Source organism: Enterobacter sp. EGD-HP1, assembly GCF_000733275.2.
Taxonomy (GTDB): domain Bacteria; phylum Pseudomonadota; class Gammaproteobacteria; order Enterobacterales; family Enterobacteriaceae; genus Enterobacter.
In genome coordinates this window covers 1-18,919 of the sequence record NZ_AVOP01000009.1, presented here as the reverse complement: position 1 = coordinate 18,919, position 18,919 = coordinate 1, and the positions used below count along the sequence as shown (strand labels likewise).

Genomic DNA, 18,919 nt, shown 5'->3' with positions numbered 1-18,919 from the left:
GAGGGACCCGATGCAATTGCGTAAATTACTTCTGCCAGGACTGCTTTCTGTTACGTTATTGAGTGGTTGTTCACTGTTCAGTGGCGAAGAAGACGTTGTGAAAATGTCCCCACTGCCGACGGTTGAAAACCAGTTTACCCCATCCACCGCGTGGGATGTCTCCGTGGGCAATGGGATTGGTGATTTCTATTCCAACCTTCATCCGGCGTATGCAGACAGCGTTGTCTATGCCGCTGACCGCAAAGGTACCGTGAAAGCGGTGAACGCCGATGACGGGAAAGAAGTCTGGTCCGTTAACCTGGCGGAAAAAGACGGCTGGTTCTCCCGTAAGCCTGCACTGCTGTCTGGCGGTCTGACCGTCGCCGGTGGTCATGTCTACGTGGGCAGCGAAAAAGCGCAGGTTTATGCGCTAAACAGCAGCGACGGCTCCATAGCCTGGCAAACAACCGTAGCGGGTGAATCCCTGTCTCGTCCGGTGGTGAGCGACGGCCTGGTGCTGATTCATACCAGCAACGGCCAGCTGCAGGCGCTGAACGAAGCGGACGGTCTGGTGAAATGGACCGTTAACCTGGATATGCCTGCGCTCTCTCTGCGCGGCGAATCTGCGCCGGCTACCGCATTTGGTGCTGCCATTGTGGGCGGTGACAACGGTCGCGTGAGCGCAGTGCTGATGCAGCAGGGCCAGATGATCTGGCAGCAGCGTATCTCTCAGGCCACTGGCTCAACGGAAATTGACCGTCTGAGCGATGTCGACACAACGCCGGTCATCGTTAACGGTGTGGTTTACGCCCTGGCCTATAACGGCAACCTGACCGCGCTGGATCTGCGCAGCGGCCAGATCATGTGGAAACGTGAGCTGGGCTCTGTGAACGATTTCGTCGTTGAAGGTAACCGCATCTATATGGTTGACCAGAACGACCGTATTCTGGCGCTGAGCACCGAAGGCGGCGTGACGCTGTGGACGCAAAGCGATCTGCTGCACCGTCTGCTGACCTCGCCAGCATTGTACAACGGTAGTCTGGTGGTCGGCGACAGCGAAGGGTATATGCACTGGATCGATCCGGATAATGGCCGCTTTGTTGCACAGCAAAAAGTCGACAGCTCCGGTTTCCTGACCGATCCGGTTGTGGCCGACGGCAAACTGCTGATTCAGGCAAAAGACGGCACGCTGTACGCGATCACGCGTTAATTACCCGGCGGTTGTAGTATACTAAACGGCTCCTGTTCACTCAGGAGCCGTTTTGACATTTTTAAAAACGCCGCAAAAGCGACGTTATTTTGAATTTTATGAGGCTTCAAACATGGTACCTGTGGTCGCGCTTGTCGGGCGCCCTAACGTTGGAAAATCCACTCTTTTTAACCGTTTAACACGCACCCGTGATGCGCTGGTTGCGGATTTCCCGGGGCTGACGCGTGACCGTAAGTACGGTCGTGCAGAGGTGGAAGGACGCGAGTTCATCTGTATTGATACCGGTGGTATTGACGGCACAGAAGACGGCGTTGAAACCCGCATGGCGGAGCAGTCGCTGCTGGCGATTGAAGAAGCGGATGTGGTGCTGTTTATGGTGGATGCGCGCGCTGGCCTGATGCCGGCGGACTCCGCTATTGCCAAACACCTGCGTTCACGCGAAAAGCCGACCTTCCTGGTTGCGAACAAAACTGACGGTATTGATGCCGATCAGGCCGTCGCGGATTTCTGGTCTCTGGGCCTGGGTGAGATCTACCCAATTGCGGCATCGCACGGCCGCGGCGTCACCAGCCTGCTGGAAACCGTTCTGCTGCCGTGGGTTGACGAAGTGAACCCACCGGAAGAAGTAGACGAAGACGCTGAATACTGGGCGCAGTTCGAAGACGGAGAAGAGGGCGAAGAAGAGCCTGAAGACGACTTCAACCCGCAGGATCTGCCGATCAAGCTGGCTATCGTGGGTCGTCCAAACGTAGGTAAGTCTACGCTTACTAACCGTATTCTGGGTGAAGAGCGCGTAGTCGTTTACGACATGCCGGGCACCACGCGTGACAGCATCTACATCCCAATGCAGCGCGATGAACGTGAGTATGTCCTCATCGACACCGCCGGGGTGCGTAAGCGCGGGAAAATCACCGATGTGGTGGAAAAATTCTCCGTTATCAAAACCCTGCAGGCGATCGAAGATGCCAACGTGGTGCTGCTGGTTATCGACGCGCGTGAAGGTATCTCCGATCAGGATCTCTCTCTGCTCGGCTTTATCCTCAATAGTGGGCGCTCACTGGTTATCGTGGTCAACAAGTGGGATGGCCTGAGCAATGAAGTGCGTGAGCAGGTGAAAGAGACCCTCGACTTCCGTCTGGGCTTTATCGACTTTGCCCGCGTGCACTTTATCTCTGCGCTGCACGGCAGCGGCGTGGGTAACCTCTTCGAATCCGTGCGTGAAGCGTATGACAGCTCCACCCGTCGCCAGAGCACCGCGATGTTGACGCGCATCATGAATATGGCTGCGGAAGACCATCAGCCGCCGCTGGTGCGCGGCCGTCGCGTGAAGCTGAAATATGCCCACGCCGGTGGTTATAACCCGCCAATCGTAGTAATTCACGGCAACCAGGTGAAAGACCTGCCGGATTCCTACAAGCGCTATCTGATGAACTACTTCCGTAAATCGCTGGACGTAATGGGTACGCCTATCCGTATCCAGTTCAAGGAAGGGGAAAACCCGTTTGCCAACAAGCGCAACACCCTGACGCCAAACCAGATGCGTAAGCGTAAGCGCTTGATTAAGCACATTAAGAAAAGCAAATAAGCTTTGTCTGCTTCACGAAAGCCCGCGTTTATCGCGGGCTTTTTTTTGCCTGGTCATACCGCCGGTTTTCTCTGTGTGAAGTCAATCACTATTCACTTTTAACCATGTTTAAATCTAAGAAAGTAGACAATCGTCGAATTTTCATCTTAAAGTCCAGGGTTCGGTACTAGACAAAACTAGCGCCTGGTTATCAAATGGTTAACTAACTTTTCGCCGCATGTAAAAAATCGGCCAGATACGTAACTGGCCGGCGTACCTGCTGGTGTTTACAAGCACGACGACATACCTTTCGGGAGAATTATGCAATCCACTGTTAATCAAAAAGAGAGCCGAACGTTCTTCGGCCATCCGTATCCGCTCGGTTCCCTGTTCTTCACCGAGATGTGGGAGCGTTTCTCGTTTTACGGCATCCGTCCGTTACTGATCCTGTTTATGGCCGCCACCGTCTATGACGGCGGGATGGGCCTGGCGCGTGAAAACGCCTCGGCGATTGTCGGTATCTTTGCCGGTACCATGTACCTGGCCGCGCTGCCGGGCGGCTGGCTGGCCGATAACTGGCTGGGTCAGCAGAGAGCCGTCTGGTACGGTTCGATCCTGATTGCGCTCGGTCACCTGTCGATCGCGCTCTCTGCTGTGATGGGCAACAACCTGTTCTTTATCGGCCTGATGTTCATCGTGCTTGGCTCCGGGCTGTTCAAAACCTGTATCTCGGTGATGGTCGGCACCCTCTATAAAAAAGGCGACGCGCGTCGTGACGGCGGTTTCTCGCTGTTCTATATGGGCATCAACATGGGCTCGTTCATCGCGCCGCTGATTTCCGGCTGGCTGATCAAAACCCACGGCTGGCACTGGGGCTTTGGTATTGGCGGCATCGGGATGCTGGTTGCGCTGATTATCTTCCGCGTGTTTGCCGTTCCGGCGATGAAACGCTATGACGGCGAAGTCGGTCTCGACTCTACCTGGAACAGCCCGGTGGTGAAGCGTAACGGCGTGGGCGTTTGGCTGCTGGCGCTGGCGGCAGGCGTGGCAACGATCGTAACGCTGATTGCGCAGGGCGTGATTGTGATTAACCCGGTCGCGGTAGCCAGCGTGCTGGTCTACGTGATTGCGGCGTCCGTTGCCCTCTACTTTATTTATCTGTTTGTTTTTGCGGGGCTGAACCGTAAAGAGCGCGCCAGGCTGCTGGTCTGCTTTATTCTGCTGATCTCCGCGGCGTTCTTCTGGTCCGCGTTCGAACAAAAGCCAACGTCGTTCAACCTGTTTGCCAACGACTACACTAACCGCATGATCGGTGATTTCGAAATCCCGGCGGTGTGGTTCCAGTCAATCAACGCCCTGTTCATCATCCTGCTGGCACCGGTGTTTAGCTGGGCATGGCCGAAGCTGGCGAGTAAAAACATTCGTCCGAGCAGCATCACCAAGTTTGTTATTGGTATTCTGTGCGCGGCGGCGGGCTTTGGCCTGATGATGCTGGCGGCACAGAACGTGCTGAGCAGCGGTGGGGCGGGCGTGTCGCCGTTCTGGCTGGTGGGCAGCATCCTGATGCTGACGCTCGGCGAACTGTGCCTGAGCCCGATTGGCCTGGCGACCATGACGCTGCTTGCGCCGGAAAGAATGCGCGGTCAGATGATGGGGCTGTGGTTCTGCGCCAGCGCGCTGGGTAACCTGGCGGCGGGCCTGATTGGCGGCCATGTGAAGGCCGATCAGCTGGATATGCTGCCGGATCTCTTTGCGCGCTGCTCCATCGCGCTGCTAATCTGTGCCGCGGTACTGATCGTTCTCATTGTTCCGGTTCGCCGCATGCTGGAAAATGCGCAGACTAAACCGGCAGCTGAAGCCTGATAATGTTCAGCCTACCGGGGCAGTTATCCTGTCCCGGTAAAACCTAACTGGAGAGAATATGTCGATTACCTGCCCGGATTGCCAGACACCGCTGGAACCTCAGAACGGGATAGCGCACTGCGACAGCTGTAATAAAGATATTGCGCTTGAAGCCCGCTGCCCGGAGTGCCATCAGCCACTTCAGGTATTAAAAGCCTGCGGCGCGGTGGACTATTTCTGCCAGAACGGCCACGGTCTTATCTCTAAAAAACGCGTGGAGTTTGTTCGGGCTGAAGGTTAATCGCACACGCAGCCTTCGCCTTTCTGCCACAGTTCGACCAGCGACTCGGGCGCTTCCTGCTCGGGCACCAGCACGATGATATCGGCGTAGTGCGCCTGATTTTGCCCGGTCCAGATAATCTGGATGCGGAAATAGCGCTGGTCGCCGCTGCCGGGTGAAGAGGCTTGCCCGGGCGGCTGGCCGCGTGGAAAAGCCTGCTCCAGGATGCTCACCAGGCGCTGGCGCTGGGCTTCATTGAGCGAGGAGAGCGCGATGGTGCGCTGTCCGCTCAACTTGGGAATAAAAGCGACGCCGCCTTCCCGGGCCAGCTCAACCACGGCGTCATCCGTCAATTCCGGAACCTGCATTTACAACACTCCCACCTGTTCCCAGGCTTGTTTAATGGCCGCTCCAGCGTCGCCGCCGGAGCGTTTCTCTCCGTGCGCGATCGTCAGTTTTGCGAAGGCCTCAAAATCCGCATCCTGCGCCAGATTGCGATCGCAAACCGTGTCGTACCAGGCATAACCCGCTTTTTCCCAGGCGTAGCCGCCGATCGCCGTCGCGGCCAGATAAAATGCCCGGTTAGGGATGCCGGAGTTCAGATGCACGCCGCCGTTGTCCTCGCGCGTTTTAATGAAATCTTTCATGTGCGCGGGCTGCGGGTCTTTGCCGAGCAGCGGATCGTCATAGGCGGTGCCGGGTTCAGACATCGAGCGCAGCCCTTTGCCGTTGATCCCTTTCGCCAGCAGCCCTTCACCAATGAGCCAGTCAGCTTTATCGGCGGTTTGCTTCAGATGGTACTGTTTAACCAGCGAGCCAAACACGTCCGACAGCGACTCGTTCAGCGCGCCCGACTGTTCGAAATAGATAAGCCCGGCTTCGGTTTCGGTCACGCCGTGGCTTAGCTCGTGCGCCACCACGTCGATGGCGATGGTAAAGCGGTTAAATATTTCCCCGTCACCGTCGCCGAATACCATCTGCTGACCGTTCCAGAAGGCGTTCTGATATTCCCGGCCGTAGTGAACGGTGCCGGTCAAAATAAGCCCTTTATTATCGAGCGAATCACGCTGATATTCTTTCCAGAAGAAATCATGGGTGATACCTAAATAGTTATAGGCTTCATCCACCGCCACATCGCCGTTCGACGGCTGGCCTTCGTAACGCACCTGCGTACCCGGCAGCTCCTGGGTTTGCTTCGCGTCGTAAATATCGCGCTCCAGCTGTCCGGCTTTATTCACGTGGGGCGCGGCGGGTTTGCCGGGCATGTGGGCCATCAGCGTCTGGACGTGGGTTAAGGTCTGACGGGCACAGCGCTGCTGCGGCTCGGAACCGCTTTCGATAATACGACGAAGAATATAAGGGGGAATAACGCTATGAAGATGGGGCATGCTGCTCTCCTTATTAAAAAAGGGAATAGCAGCAGTATAGTAAGTAACCGGCGAAGAATTATCCGGTTTTACGCTGACGCGCCTTTTTCACCGGTTTAATTGATTTCACTTCGCTTTCTACCCAGCCGTCTGAAAGACGCGTCGTCAGCACATCGCCGGCTTTCACCTGTTTGGTCTGCTTCAGCACTTTGCCGTCCGTCGCCGTCGTCACGCTATAGCCGCGCGCCAGCGTGGAGAGGGGGCTGACCGCTTCAAGATGGGTCACCGCATTGCCAAAACGCTCGCGGGTGGTGCTCAGGCGCGCCCGGATTGTCTCCGCCAGACGATACTCCAGCTGCTGGATCCGCGTTTGCGCGCGATAAATTTTCGGCTGCGGGTTCTGCTGGTTCAGGCGCTGCGTCACGCGCAGCTGGCGCGATACTGCGCGCTTAAGCTGCGCGTCCACCGCAACGCTCATGCGCTGACGCAGACGATCCAGCACGGTCTGCTGACGCGCCAGACGCAGCTGCGGATGCTGCTGCTGAAGTCGATGATGAAGCTGGGTAAAGCGGCGGGTACGGTTGGCAAGGAAGTAGTCCATCGCCATCTCAAGGCGCTGCTGGCCGTTCTGAATCTGACGCAGCAGCTCCAGCTGGTTGCGGCTGACCACTTCCGCCGCCGCGGACGGCGTAGGCGCGCGCAGATCCGCGACAAAATCGGCTATCGTTACGTCCGTTTCGTGGCCGACGGCGCTCACCACGGGGATAAGGCTGGCAAAGATTGCCCGCGCCACGCGCTCGTCGTTAAAGCTCCATAGATCCTCCAGCGAGCCGCCGCCGCGCCCGACGATTATTACGTCGCACTCCTGACGGGCGTTCGCCAGCTCAATGGCGCGAACGATCTGGCCCGGCGCATCGTCACCCTGAACGGCGGTCGGGTAGATGATGACGGGCAGGGAAGGGTCGCGACGCTTCAGCACGTGCAAGATATCGTGCAGTGCCGCACCGGTTTTCGAGGTGATGACCCCAACGCAGTGGGCAGGAGAGGGCAGCGGTTTTTTGTACTGCTGGTCGAACAGCCCTTCGGCAGAGAGCCTGGCTTTTAGCTGTTCATACTTCTGCTGCAGCAGCCCTTCGCCCGCAGGCTGCATGCTCTCGACGATGATCTGATAATCGCCGCGCGGCTCATACAGTGTGATGTTGGCGCGAACCAGAACCTGCTGGCCGTGCTGGGGGCGGAACGTCACGCGGCGGTTGCTGTTGCGGAACATCGCGCAGCGCACCTGGGCGGTGTCGTCTTTTAAGGTAAAGTACCAGTGACCGGAGGACGGCTGCGTGAAGTTTGAGATCTCACCGCTGATCCAGACCTGCCCCATTTCCTGCTCAAGCAGCAAACGCACCGTCTGATTAAGGCGGCTGACGGTATAAATTGAGGGGGATTGAGAGGATAACATGTGAGCGGGATCAAATTCTAAATCAGCAAGTTATTCAGTCGATAGTAACCTGCTGAGAGGTGAGCGCAAGCATTTTTTTTAAAAAAGTGTGGATGCAATCGGTTACGCTCTGTATAATGCCACGGCAATATTTAACCACCCAGGTCAGAGATATTGCCCATGCTACGTATCGCTAAAGAAGCACTGACGTTTGACGACGTCCTCCTCGTTCCCGCTCACTCCACCGTTCTGCCGAATACTGCCGATCTCAGCACGCAGTTGACGAAAACCATTCGTCTGAACATTCCTATGCTCTCCGCAGCAATGGACACCGTGACTGAAGCGCGTCTGGCTATCGCCCTGGCACAGGAAGGCGGCATTGGCTTTATCCACAAAAACATGTCTATCGAGCGTCAGGCGGAAGAAGTTCGCCGCGTGAAGAAACATGAATCCGGCATCGTGTCTGACCCACAGACCGTTCTGCCAACCACCACGCTGCACGAAGTGAAGGCCCTGACCGAACGTAACGGCTTTGCCGGTTACCCGGTTGTGACCGAAGAGAACGAACTGGTCGGTATTATCACCGGTCGTGACGTACGTTTCGTGACTGACCTGAACCAGCCTGTCAGCGTCTACATGACCCCAAAAGAGCGCCTGGTTACCGTTCGCGAAGGTGAAACCCGCGACGTCGTGCTGGCAAAAATGCACGAAAAACGCGTTGAAAAAGCGCTGGTTGTTGACAGCAGCTTCCACCTGCGCGGCATGATCACCGTTAAAGACTTCCAGAAAGCAGAACGTAAGCCTAACGCCTGTAAAGACGAGCATGGCCGTCTGCGCGTTGGCGCTGCGGTTGGCGCAGGTGCCGGCAACGAAGAGCGCGTTGACGCGCTGGTTGCTGCGGGCGTTGACGTCCTGCTGATTGACTCCTCTCACGGCCACTCCGAAGGCGTTCTGCAACGTATTCGTGATACCCGTGCTAAATATCCTGATCTGCAGATCATCGGCGGTAACGTGGCCACTGGCGCAGGCGCTCGCGCGCTGGCTGACGCCGGCTGCAGCGCGGTGAAAGTGGGTATCGGCCCTGGCTCTATCTGTACCACCCGTATCGTGACCGGCGTGGGCGTTCCACAGATCACCGCGGTGTCTGACGCGGTGGAAGCGCTGGAAGGCACCGGTATTCCGGTTATCGCTGACGGCGGTATCCGCTTCTCTGGCGACATCGCCAAAGCGATCGCCGCGGGCGCCGCTGCCGTGATGGTCGGCTCCATGCTGGCCGGTACCGAAGAATCCCCGGGCGAAATCGAACTCTACCAGGGCCGTTCTTACAAATCTTACCGCGGCATGGGCTCCCTGGGCGCGATGTCCAAAGGTTCCTCTGACCGTTACTTCCAGACCGATAACGCCGCAGACAAACTGGTACCGGAAGGTATCGAAGGTCGCGTTGCCTATAAAGGCCGTCTGAAAGAGATCATTCACCAGCAGATGGGCGGCCTGCGTTCCTGTATGGGTCTGACCGGCTGTGGTACCATTGACCTGCTGCGTACCAAAGCGGAATTCGTACGCATCAGCGGTGCGGGTATCCAGGAGAGCCACGTTCACGACGTGACGATCACCAAAGAGTCCCCGAACTACCGTCTGGGCTCCTGATAAGTTTCCGCGCCCGGCTTCTGCCGGGCGCTCTGTTTTTGTTTCACTTGCCTCGGAATTAGCGTCAATGACGGAAAACATTCATAAACATCGCATTCTCATCCTGGACTTCGGTTCTCAGTACACTCAGCTGGTGGCGCGTCGCGTACGTGAACTGGGCGTTTACTGTGAGCTGTGGGCGTGGGATGTCACGGAAGCACAGATTCGCGAATTCAATCCAAGCGGCATCATCCTGTCCGGCGGCCCGGAAAGCACCACCGAAGAGAACAGCCCGCGCGCGCCGCAGTACGTGTTCGAAGCTGGCGTACCGGTATTCGGCGTCTGCTACGGTATGCAGACCATGGCAATGCAGCTGGGCGGCCACGTAGAAGGCTCTAACGAGCGCGAGTTTGGCTACGCACAGGTAGAAGTGGTCACCGACAGCGCGCTGGTGCGCGGTATCGAAGACTCCCTGACCGCAGACGGCAAACCGCTGCTGGACGTGTGGATGAGCCACGGTGACAAAGTTACCGCCATCCCGTCTGACTTTGTGACCGTTGCCAGCACCGAAAGCTGCCCGTTCGCGATCATGGCGAACGAAGAAAAACGCTTCTACGGCGTGCAGTTCCACCCGGAAGTGACCCACACCCGTCAAGGTATGCGCATGCTGGAGCGCTTCGTGCGTGACATCTGCCAGTGTGAAGCCCTGTGGACCCCGGCTAAAATCATCGACGACGCCGTTGAGCGTATCCGCCAGCAGGTTGGCGATGACAAAGTGATCCTCGGCCTCTCCGGCGGCGTGGACTCCTCCGTGACCGCGATGCTGCTGCACCGCGCCATCGGTAAAAACCTGACCTGCGTGTTCGTGGACAACGGTCTGCTGCGTCTGAATGAAGCCCAGCAGGTCATGGACATGTTCGGCGACCACTTCGGTCTGAACATCGTTCACGTGGAAGGCGAGCAGCGCTTCCTGGACGCGCTGAAAGGCGAGAACGATCCGGAAGCCAAGCGTAAAATCATCGGTCGCGTGTTCGTAGAAGTGTTCGACGAAGAAGCGCTGAAGCTGGAAGATGTGAAATGGCTGGCGCAGGGCACCATCTACCCTGACGTGATCGAGTCTGCGGCCTCCGCCACCGGTAAAGCACACGTCATCAAATCTCACCACAACGTGGGCGGACTGCCGAAAGAGATGAAGATGGGTCTGGTTGAACCGCTGCGCGAGCTGTTCAAAGACGAAGTGCGTAAGATCGGTCTGGAACTGGGTCTGCCGTACGACATGCTCTACCGTCACCCGTTCCCGGGCCCGGGTCTGGGCGTGCGCGTGCTGGGCGAAGTGAAGAAAGAGTACTGCGACCTGCTGCGTCGCGCGGACGCTATCTTCATTGAAGAGCTGCACAAAGCTGACCTGTACAACAAAGTGAGCCAGGCGTTCACCGTGTTCCTGCCGGTTCGTTCCGTCGGTGTGATGGGCGATGGCCGCAAGTACGACTGGGTTGTCTCCCTGCGTGCGGTGGAAACCATCGACTTCATGACCGCACACTGGGCGCATCTGCCGTATGATTTCTTAGGCCGCGTGTCTAACCGCATCATCAACGAAGTGAACGGTATTTCCCGCGTCGTGTATGACATCAGCGGTAAGCCACCGGCTACGATTGAGTGGGAATGATTTTCCAGCTTCGTAGTTGAATCACTTAAGCCCGTGTAACTGCGGGCTTTTTTATGCTTCTTTTCTTGCCTTCATGTATTTTTTGTATAAATATATGATGCTTACACTTATTTCTTATAATAAAAGGAGTTTGAGATGGTTCCACCAATTGAGTATTTTTTTATTGGAAATATGCATGGATACAAAGATGTTAGATTAGATTTTTATGATTTATATAAAATACTGCTATCTGAAAATGGTCAAGGTAAAACAACTATATTAAAAATCATTGATGCAACATTAAACGGGAATATTAAAAAGCTTAGGGATGTTAATTTTGGTAGTGTAGAGATAAAATTCGCGAGTTCATCTGAACCAATTTCCATTATGAAATCAGATTTGGACTATGACTGGGAGTCAAAGGCTTATCGACATGTTTCTGAAAGGGTTTCTCAAGAAGAGCTTTCAGTGATAATTGACATAATAATGTCAGAAAATAGCCTCAATACTATTAGGAATAAAATTAAAAATTATTACGAAGTTAATTCTAAATCACAACTCAGTCATCCAGACGCAATCAGATCTTCTTTGCCTTTTAGTATGATGGCGTTAAGAGATCTTTTTGAGGAAAAAGAATCGCTCTTTTTGGGTGTTAAGAAAATGGATTTTTTTCAACAAATAGAAGAGAGGTTTACTCTTAAGACATTGTATCTTCCAACTTACAGGAGAGTAGAAGATTTATTGTCTTCTTTGAATGTGGATAAGGATAAACAAGGTCAGGATTATATTCAGTTTGGTTTGACTGATGTAGAGGACAAGTTAGAGTCTATAAAGAAAGAAATACTCACTTCATCGAACGATTCAATGTCACGTATTAACAGTGAGATTTTAAACAGGCTTGTCAACGGCCTAACAGTTAATGATGATGATAGATCTATTATTATCAATAATTCTAATGATATTGAGCTTTTACTTAATCGATTTGGTCGTTCATTAACGCTATCTGATAAGAATAAAATAATAAGTTTAGTAAAGAATGAATATGAAGTTGGAAAAAAGGAAAACGACACCCTCATTTATTTTCTTTCAAAGATGTATAATGCTTTTTTTGAACAGCAAACTAAAGATAAAGCTTTAACGAGATTTGCGGAAGTGTGCTCTAAATATTTTAAGAACAAAAAAATGACCTATGATGCAACATCGATTAGTGTTGTCATTACTTCATTAGAACGAGATGAGCAAATAAAATTTGGCGAGTTATCTTCCGGTGAAAAGCAGATCGTTTCTTTGTTTTCGACGCTAATCCTTGAAAGAGATAGTCGATACTTCATATTATTTGATGAGCCTGAGTTGTCTCTTTCAGTAGAATGGCAGAAAACTCTTATCAAAGATGTTATGGAATGTGAAAGTTGTTCAATGCTGTTGGCTATGACACATAGTCCTTTTATTTTTTCTGGGCTCACAAAGTATACGTCTGACCTCCAATCCTACTTTTTGGAAAAGGAGGGGGAGTAATGTCACGCGTAGAATACCTGACAGAAAGTATGGGTGATACTGAAGTGTTCTTCTTGGAGTACTCTAGGGTTAGGGGAAGTGCGCAGTTGATATTTATAATTGAAGGCAAAGATGATCCTAAGTTTTATACATCTAAGATAGCAAATTTTTTTTATGATAAATGGGATTTTCTCTCTGTTGGTGGGAAAAGTAAAGTCTTAGAGTTACGACTTGCTATTAAAGATAATCCTATATATTGCAAGGATAATACTTTTTTTATGATTGATAAAGATTTTGATGAGGAAATCCTCGAGAAAGATATTTATACCACACCTTCTTATTCCATTGAAAATATTTATTGTGAACCAGAGACGGTAAGGAAGATGCTGGTTGGTGAATGCGGTTTAAGTAACTATAAAATTTATCATCGCAGCGCAATTTTAGAATATCTTACGATGAGATATCTTGGACTTCAGTCATTATTCCACAAAAACAAAAGACTCATTATTGCAAATATTATATTTCTATATGCTAGAAAAGGATCTCTCGATAAAAAAGTGAGCCTTGATAAAATATTAAAAATAAATATTGATATTGAAAAAAATGGTGTTTTAATTAAAATAAATTGGAAGGGTGAGTTTAATAAATTAAAGAACAAAGAGAGAGAATTTTATTAATTTTGTGAAAAATAATGCTCAGGTTAAAGAAATTCTGAGTAATCCCGGGGAAAGGTTTAGAGGCAAGCAGGAGATAGGTTTTTTAAAGGAGTTTGTGAAACTCCTTAAAGATAATACTTTTCTCACTAAAGAGATTGAAGAACACTTTTCTTACAACTTAAAACTTGATAATCCATCATTGCATGATCATATGCTTTCTTCTTTGGCACAATACGTTAGAACGCCAGATTGTCTTATTACTTTCTTCGAGAGTATTAAAAGTGATATCAGAACCTTATCCAAGGTGTAAAAACTTGGATGATTTTTATTTAATATTTGAAATGACTTTTAATTGATGAAGATGTTTAAAAATATCCCATATATTGATACTTTAAATTACTTGTTTTGACAATATAACTTACCCCGTCTCGATCCGAATGGCGGGGGAAAATATTACTCATCAGGATACCTTCGAGGTTGCCACTGAAGCCTTTCTACTCGCTTTTCTTGTCATAGTGCAGCTGTCGCTGGCGACCAGTCTGGCGCAGGCCACGTGCATCAGCGATAAAGTGCGCTGAACCGCAACCTGCTGGACGGTTAGTGGTACGGCGCGCGGCCGCGGGGGGAGGGGGGAGCATCGCGGTGCTGCCACGCAGGCGATGATCCCACAGATTGAAGCGGCGATAAAATCCTACCCGTGGGTGGCCCACCACTTATCATATGTGACCGGGGCCCATCAGCAATACGTTTCTTGCGCTCATTGCTCGGTAAATGCCGGTGCTGAAACTGGATTTACCGGTGAACGCTATTAGTAAAGATTATCGCTCGCTGCTGCATCCGCTGGGTTTGTAAGTGTCCAATATAATCATGCTATTCCGATTACAACATCATCTGTCCGGGATCTCAAAAAGTGCGTGGAACTAAAATGGTCTATTTACAATATCGTCACGATGCAGATGGTCATATTCAGTGTGCAAACACAAGCTAGCCCCCCTGACAAAAATTATCCACTACAGTAAGTGCTCGAAACCTCGACGTAACCAGAGTAAGGGCGATATATAAGAAAGCTGATTATCGTGAACAGCGTAAAGCCAAGATGCAGGACTGAGCTGATATGATTGACGAGTGAGCATTATGGTGCTCGAAAGATCAGTAGTTCAAAATGGGGTGATAAGAATGAATATGGAAGAAGATCGAAAGAAGGCTGTAGCTTCTTTATTGAAGGATATGGAATCCATTGCTGACCGAATGCGTCAGTTGATTGTCAAAATGCCTCCGCATGATTTGCTCGGGTACATCTACGCTCAGCACATGATGAAAAAAATGGGAAACCAAATTGGGGGCGAAAAGCAAGGCCAAGAGGGTAGCCCAGCTGACGTAGTTAATGAAACCCAGTTCTTACTGGAGTATGTTCACGCGGTTCTGGCATCTGAGGCCGCTCCTGCGGATATGGAATTCGACGAAGCACTGTGCGCTGAGTTGTTTGAACGTAGCCGAAAACTGAGAGAGCAGGCCATGTTCTATGCTATGGCCACCTCTGCTGATACCAAAGATGGCATCTTCGGTCCTAATACGGCCGACATTGAATTCCGTGCGAAATCCACTTGGGTCATGATACGCGGAAATCGTTATCAAGTTTTGGAGGGCGAGTTCTATCGCTACGTTCTGGCGCCTCACAATGATGTTTTGGAGGAGGTGTACGGCATTGGTGCCACCGATATTGCGGAAGGCTTTCAGGCCATGGCCGACGCTACTCGTTCTGGGCAGGCCAACGCAATCATTGAGATGATGAAGCAGTTTGAGGCGGTAAAAGCTTTTTCTATAGAGCAAAGTAAGTCGATGGAAGACGCTATGGAGTCATGGATTGCTGAAAATGAGGAGCAGTCCAAAGCGGCCCGGGGGGCGATGGAGGATATGCTTCGCGGCGGTATTGCCAATGTAAGCCGTCACACGAAGTTGCCACCGACTTTGCTAGCAGACTTGTCATACCAGCGAGGAGAAGATACTGAGTTCTTCGCAGCGGGCGATTTTAAGGGGACACCCTTTCGGACACTGCCAGCACGTAAGAAACCTCTAATTCAGCTTGGGTCGGACTACTACGCAGTCGATCCCTGTTTTGCTCGCGATGCGGGGTATCGTGCGCTCCTATTTAATCTCCTTCAGCGAAAGCCGGATTACAATAAGGCCTTTAAAGATAGGCAGAAAATGATGAGCGAAGCAGCCTTTGCCGACATTCTCTATGCCCAGCTTCCGGGAGCCACAGTTCTCCAGGAGGTTTACTACAAGGATCCTGATAGCAAGCAGTGGTCCGAAAACGATACTCTAATCCTGGTCGATGATGTGCTGTTACTAGTTGAGGCTAAGGCTGGTGCAGCTGCCACCATTGCATCTCCGGCGCTTGATTTTGGCCGCCATGCTCAATCAGTGCAGGACTTATTACTCAAGGCATATAAACAATGTGCGCGCTTCTTCAATTATATGAATTCGGCGGATGAAGTGTCCCTCTATCACCTCGTAAATGGCAAATACGAAGAGCGTTGTCGTGTGCGTCGCTCTGACTACCGGCTGATGGTGCCGATTGGGTTGACAGTCGAGTCGTTCTCGCCCTTTTCCACGTACTGTAAAGAATTACCGCAGGTTGAGCCTTTACTTGGAAAGCATGCTTTCATTTCACTGTCCATCGACGATTTGTTTGTGCTCAAGCGACTCTTGCCCACACCCGGGGAGTTCGTCCATTACTTGGAGGTGCGGCAAGCCGTGGCCGGAATACGCGGGGCTCATCTCTTCGACGAGTTCGATCACTTGGGTGCTTACCTGAAGAAGAACCGTTTTGATCAGGATATTATCGAGCAGTTGAAGGAAGAGAAAGCGAACATGGTTATCTGGGATGGCATGAGTGACATCGTTGACAGGACCTTCGAAGGTGAGGAGTGGGAAAGCAAACCGTTCCCAAGTCAGAAGTTCCCGGAGGAGGTTCTGAAGCTGCTTGGAGCACTCGATAGCACCCGAGCTAGCGGCTGGCTTTCAGCAGAGAGTCATATCCGTGACCTAGGAGAGGAAGGCCGGAATAATCTGGCCAAGATGCTGTCCGACCTTCGAAAAACACTGATTCAGCATCCCGTTCGTTACTTTGTTCTGGGCGGGGACGGTGTGCCGCTCTTCGTTTGGCTTCAACGGCATGGCCATCCAATTGACTGGACTAAGGTGAACAATAAGGCCAGCGCAGGTGCGTTGAGCGTCAAGGCTACTAACATCATTGGCATTGTGGCTGAAGTTAGTGCCGATGGTACTTATGTCCAGGCGCGGTCTTTCAAAGTTTACATACCGATGGAGCAAACAGCAGAAAACGCACACATTTATGAAGACGCGGCGAGAATGGGCAATCCTGTACGTACGTTCAATCTCGAACGGGAAAAACAAGTCCACTTTGGTCGCAAGAGCAAAAAGATTGGTCGTAATGTCCCTTGTCCATGTGGCAGTGGCATGAAACACAAGAGATGTCATGGACGGTAGAATCTGCTTAGGAGTTCAAATGTAGGTTGTGCATAAATTTGTGTAATTTACTGATTTTTATCTTTAATTAAAGATTTTATTCATGTTGTGCGAGAGTATTCTCAGCATGAGCCTGAGCTTAATAAACGTCGATGAACAGAAAAAATAAAAAAAACTCCGCATGGTATAGATTGTGGTATCGAGAAAGATATGCTTTGTAACTAACTGTTATTTAAATTTATTTTACTTTCATTGATAATTGAGTGGGAATAATCCCCGTCTGAATTAACATCCAAACCCTCTGCCTGTGCAGGGGGTTTTTTATTTCCTTATTTCCCCTCGCCCAACCTATACGCCAGCGCCACCACCAGCGACTGCACCAGGCACAGCGTCGCCGACTGAGACCGAAACGCATCCACCTGCGCCTCTTTCACCACAAAGCAGAGATCGCTGAACGTCGCCAGGGGGCTTATCTGGCTGTCCGTAATCACGATCTGCCGCGCGCCGACGCTGGCGGCGGTTTCGCTGACCATCACCGTCTCTTCCGCGTATGGCGAGAAGCTGATCGACACCACGATGTCGCGCGCCTTAATGCGGCTGATCTGCTCGCGCAGCATCCCGCCCATGCCGTCGAGCAGGATAGGGCGACACTCGAGGTGGCTCAGGGCGTAGGTGAGGTAGGCCGCAACGCTAAAGGAGCGGCGCAGCCCGGCGATGTAGATGGTGTCGGCGTCGGCCAGCAGCTGTACCGCGCGCTCCAGCATTTCCGGTTCGGCGCGGGCGGCCAGCTGCTGCAGCGCCTGCGCGTTCGAGCGGGCAAACTCCTGCAGAATATCGAGCGGCGTTTCCGGCACGGCCTCGCTCTCCATTTCGCGGAACAGCCGGGCGCGGTCGCTGTAGCTGGCGGTCTCCTCGACCAGGTTCATGCGAAACAGCTGTTTCATTTCGTTGAAGCCGGTGAAGCCAAAGGCGTTGGCAAAGCGGATCAGCGTCGAGGGCGGCACGTCGGCGCGCTCGGCAATGACGGCAACCGTATCAAAGGCCACGCTGTTGGTGTTATCCAGCACGTAGCGGGAGACCTGCTGCAGCCTCTTGCTCAGGCTATCGTAGCGATCGCGGATTTGCTGCTGCAGTTCGTTCAGGCTGGTTGCTGTCGTCATCTTATCCCCCAAATACAGTCTTATGATTCTAAACGCAAAACCGCGTCTTTTAAATGTCGGCCATCCATCTGGCAGCAAAAATGAAACAGAAACTTCAGTCATTTCCTCGCCCGAAATTCCTTAATAGCGCACGCTGCGCCAGTGTTGTTGGCTGTTAACATAAAAATCCATCCTTGATCACAATAATCATCATTTATTTTATTTCAACTTAAAATGGAATATTTGTTTCATATATAGTGTTCAGTACACAGTGTTCAGGTAACAGTCACGTATCAACAGCGAGAGGTTAAGGATGGAGACGGTAGCGAATTTTATTCACGGCGAATGTGTCACCGGTTCAGGCCAGCGCGTTCAGGCGATCTTCAACCCGGCCACCGGCGAGCAGATCCGCCAGGTGGTGATGAGTACGGCGCAGGAAACCGAACAGGCCATTGCCGCCGCGCAGCAGGCGTTTCCGGCGTGGGCGCGCCATGCTCCGCTTAAGCGCGCGCGCGTGATGTTCCGCTTCAAGGCGCTGCTGGAAGAGAACATGGAGCGACTGGCCCGCATCATCAGCGAAGAGCACGGCAAGGTCTTCTCCGATGCGGTGGGCGAACTGACCCGCGGCCTGGAAGTGGTAGAGTTTGCCTGCGGCATCCCGCACCTGCAAAAGGGCGAACACTCGGCGAACGTCGGTACCGGCGTCGACAGCCACTCGCTGATGCAGCCGCTCGGCGTCTGCGCCGGGATCACGCCGTTTAACTTCCCGGCGATGGTGCCGATGTGGATGTTCCCGATTGCGCTGGCGACGGGCAACACCTTCGTGCTGAAGCCGTCGGAAAAAGATCCTTCTCTGGCACTGGCGCTGGCGCAGCTGCTGAAAGAGGCCGGCCTGCCGGACGGCGTGTTCAACGTGGTGCAGGGCGATAAGGAGTCCGTTGACGTGCTCCTGACCGACCCGCGCGTGCAGGCGGTGAGCTTTGTCGGCTCCACGCCGATTGCGGAATACATTTACCAGACCGCGTCCGCCCACGGTAAGCGCTGTCAGGCGCTGGGCGGCGCGAAAAACCACTGCATTTTAATGCCGGATGCCGACATGGAGATGGCGACCAACGCCATCATGGGCGCGGCCTACGGCGCGGCGGGCGAACGCTGCATGGCGCTCTCGGTGGTGCTGGCGGTGGGGGATAAAA

General features: G+C 52.5%; 15 protein-coding genes and 1 pseudogene. 12 read left to right on the top strand and 4 right to left on the bottom strand.

The features are described 5' to 3' along the window. Positions 1–10: 10 nt before the first annotated feature. From bamB to N037_RS07920, 4 genes are all read left to right on the top strand, one after another. Positions 11–1,189 (top strand): outer membrane protein assembly factor BamB, encoded by a 1,179-nt coding sequence (gene bamB, locus N037_RS07935; RefSeq protein WP_023333026.1) that lies wholly within the window; start codon positions 11–13, stop codon positions 1,187–1,189. A gap of 112 nt (positions 1,190–1,301) precedes the next feature. Continuing rightward, positions 1,302–2,774, top strand: a complete 1,473-nt coding sequence (der, locus tag N037_RS07930; RefSeq protein ID WP_023308811.1) for a ribosome biogenesis GTPase Der — start codon at positions 1,302–1,304, stop codon at positions 2,772–2,774. Positions 2,775–3,074: 300 nt separating this feature from the next. Next, a complete protein-coding gene (locus tag N037_RS07925; protein ID WP_023308797.1) occupies positions 3,075–4,616 on the top strand; it encodes a peptide MFS transporter in 1,542 nt (513 codons plus the stop codon). Between the two features lie 58 nt (positions 4,617–4,674). After that, positions 4,675–4,896 (top strand): zinc ribbon domain-containing protein, encoded by a 222-nt coding sequence (locus N037_RS07920; protein ID WP_023333025.1) that lies wholly within the window; start codon positions 4,675–4,677, stop codon positions 4,894–4,896. Here the strand turns inward: N037_RS07920 and N037_RS07915 are convergent. Genes N037_RS07915 through xseA form a run of 3 tightly spaced genes read right to left on the bottom strand, consistent with a single transcriptional unit; the run spans position 4,893 to position 7,695 of the window. Continuing rightward, a complete protein-coding gene (locus N037_RS07915) occupies positions 4,893–5,243 on the bottom strand; it encodes a protealysin inhibitor emfourin (protein WP_006811517.1) in 351 nt (116 codons plus the stop codon). The genes N037_RS07920 and N037_RS07915 overlap by 4 nt on opposite strands. After that, the gene (locus tag N037_RS07910) at positions 5,244–6,263 is read right to left on the bottom strand and encodes a M4 family metallopeptidase (RefSeq protein ID WP_032640175.1); all 1,020 of its coding nucleotides are present in this window, start codon (positions 6,261–6,263) and stop codon (positions 5,244–5,246) included. 58 nt (positions 6,264–6,321) lie between these two features. Beyond that, on the bottom strand, positions 6,322–7,695 hold the full coding sequence (gene xseA, locus N037_RS07905) for an exodeoxyribonuclease VII large subunit (protein WP_032640173.1): 1,374 nt from the start codon (positions 7,693–7,695) through the stop codon (positions 6,322–6,324). 159 nt (positions 7,696–7,854) lie between these two features. Here xseA and guaB point away from each other — a divergent pair, with 159 nt between their 5' ends. The 7 genes and pseudogenes from guaB (at position 7,855) to N037_RS07880 (ending at position 16,608) form a co-directional block, all read left to right on the top strand. Then, positions 7,855–9,321: an IMP dehydrogenase gene (gene guaB, locus N037_RS07900; RefSeq protein WP_023333022.1), complete on the top strand. Its 1,467-nt coding sequence runs from the start codon at positions 7,855–7,857 to the stop codon at positions 9,319–9,321. A 67-nt stretch (positions 9,322–9,388) separates the two neighbouring features. Then, positions 9,389–10,966 carry a glutamine-hydrolyzing GMP synthase gene (guaA, locus tag N037_RS07895; RefSeq protein ID WP_006811514.1) on the top strand — a complete coding sequence of 526 codons (1,578 nt, stop codon included), beginning with the start codon at positions 9,389–9,391 and terminating at the stop codon, positions 10,964–10,966. A gap of 135 nt (positions 10,967–11,101) precedes the next feature. Beyond that, positions 11,102–12,460, top strand: a complete 1,359-nt coding sequence (locus N037_RS07890; RefSeq protein ID WP_032640171.1) for an AAA family ATPase — start codon at positions 11,102–11,104, stop codon at positions 12,458–12,460. After that, complete coding sequence (locus N037_RS07885) at positions 12,460–13,116, top strand: DUF4435 domain-containing protein (RefSeq protein WP_032640169.1); 657 nt, start codon at positions 12,460–12,462, stop codon at positions 13,114–13,116. The genes N037_RS07890 and N037_RS07885 overlap by 1 nt, the downstream gene beginning before the upstream one ends. A 4-nt stretch (positions 13,117–13,120) precedes the next feature. Next, positions 13,121–13,405, top strand: a complete 285-nt coding sequence (locus tag N037_RS24825) for a hypothetical protein (RefSeq protein WP_156369717.1) — start codon at positions 13,121–13,123, stop codon at positions 13,403–13,405. A gap of 291 nt (positions 13,406–13,696) precedes the next feature. After that, a pseudogene (locus N037_RS25180) lies at positions 13,697–13,944 on the top strand (DUF3750 domain-containing protein); the annotation flags it as partial. 327 nt (positions 13,945–14,271) lie between these two features. Beyond that, a complete protein-coding gene (locus N037_RS07880) occupies positions 14,272–16,608 on the top strand; it encodes a YecA family protein (protein ID WP_032640167.1) in 2,337 nt (778 codons plus the stop codon). A 308-nt stretch (positions 16,609–16,916) separates the two neighbouring features. Here N037_RS07880 and N037_RS07875 read toward each other — a convergent pair whose 3' ends face one another. Further along, complete coding sequence (locus N037_RS07875) at positions 16,917–17,747, bottom strand: MurR/RpiR family transcriptional regulator (protein WP_032640165.1); 831 nt, start codon at positions 17,745–17,747, stop codon at positions 16,917–16,919. A 292-nt stretch (positions 17,748–18,039) separates the two neighbouring features. Here N037_RS07875 and N037_RS07870 point away from each other — a divergent pair. Further along, positions 18,040–18,919: aldehyde dehydrogenase family protein (locus tag N037_RS07870; protein WP_032640163.1), on the top strand; the 880-nt coding region annotated here is incomplete at its 3' end.

Bases quoted from the DNA above. Each gene is read 5' to 3' on its own strand.
- bamB (WP_023333026.1), top strand. From the start codon at position 11: ATGCAATTGCGTAAATTACTTCTGCCAGGACTGCTTTCTGTTACGTTA.
- der (WP_023308811.1), top strand. From the start codon at position 1,302: ATGGTACCTGTGGTCGCGCTTGTCGGGCGCCCTAACGTTGGAAAATCC.
- N037_RS07925 (WP_023308797.1), top strand. From the start codon at position 3,075: ATGCAATCCACTGTTAATCAAAAAGAGAGCCGAACGTTCTTCGGCCAT.
- N037_RS07920 (WP_023333025.1), top strand. From the start codon at position 4,675: ATGTCGATTACCTGCCCGGATTGCCAGACACCGCTGGAACCTCAGAAC.
- N037_RS07915 (WP_006811517.1), bottom strand. From the start codon at position 5,243: ATGCAGGTTCCGGAATTGACGGATGACGCCGTGGTTGAGCTGGCCCGG.
- N037_RS07910 (WP_032640175.1), bottom strand. From the start codon at position 6,263: ATGCCCCATCTTCATAGCGTTATTCCCCCTTATATTCTTCGTCGTATT.
- xseA (WP_032640173.1), bottom strand. From the start codon at position 7,695: ATGTTATCCTCTCAATCCCCCTCAATTTATACCGTCAGCCGCCTTAAT.
- guaB (WP_023333022.1), top strand. From the start codon at position 7,855: ATGCTACGTATCGCTAAAGAAGCACTGACGTTTGACGACGTCCTCCTC.
- guaA (WP_006811514.1), top strand. From the start codon at position 9,389: ATGACGGAAAACATTCATAAACATCGCATTCTCATCCTGGACTTCGGT.
- N037_RS07890 (WP_032640171.1), top strand. From the start codon at position 11,102: ATGGTTCCACCAATTGAGTATTTTTTTATTGGAAATATGCATGGATAC.
- N037_RS07885 (WP_032640169.1), top strand. From the start codon at position 12,460: ATGTCACGCGTAGAATACCTGACAGAAAGTATGGGTGATACTGAAGTG.
- N037_RS07880 (WP_032640167.1), top strand. From the start codon at position 14,272: ATGAATATGGAAGAAGATCGAAAGAAGGCTGTAGCTTCTTTATTGAAG.
- N037_RS07875 (WP_032640165.1), bottom strand. From the start codon at position 17,747: ATGACGACAGCAACCAGCCTGAACGAACTGCAGCAGCAAATCCGCGAT.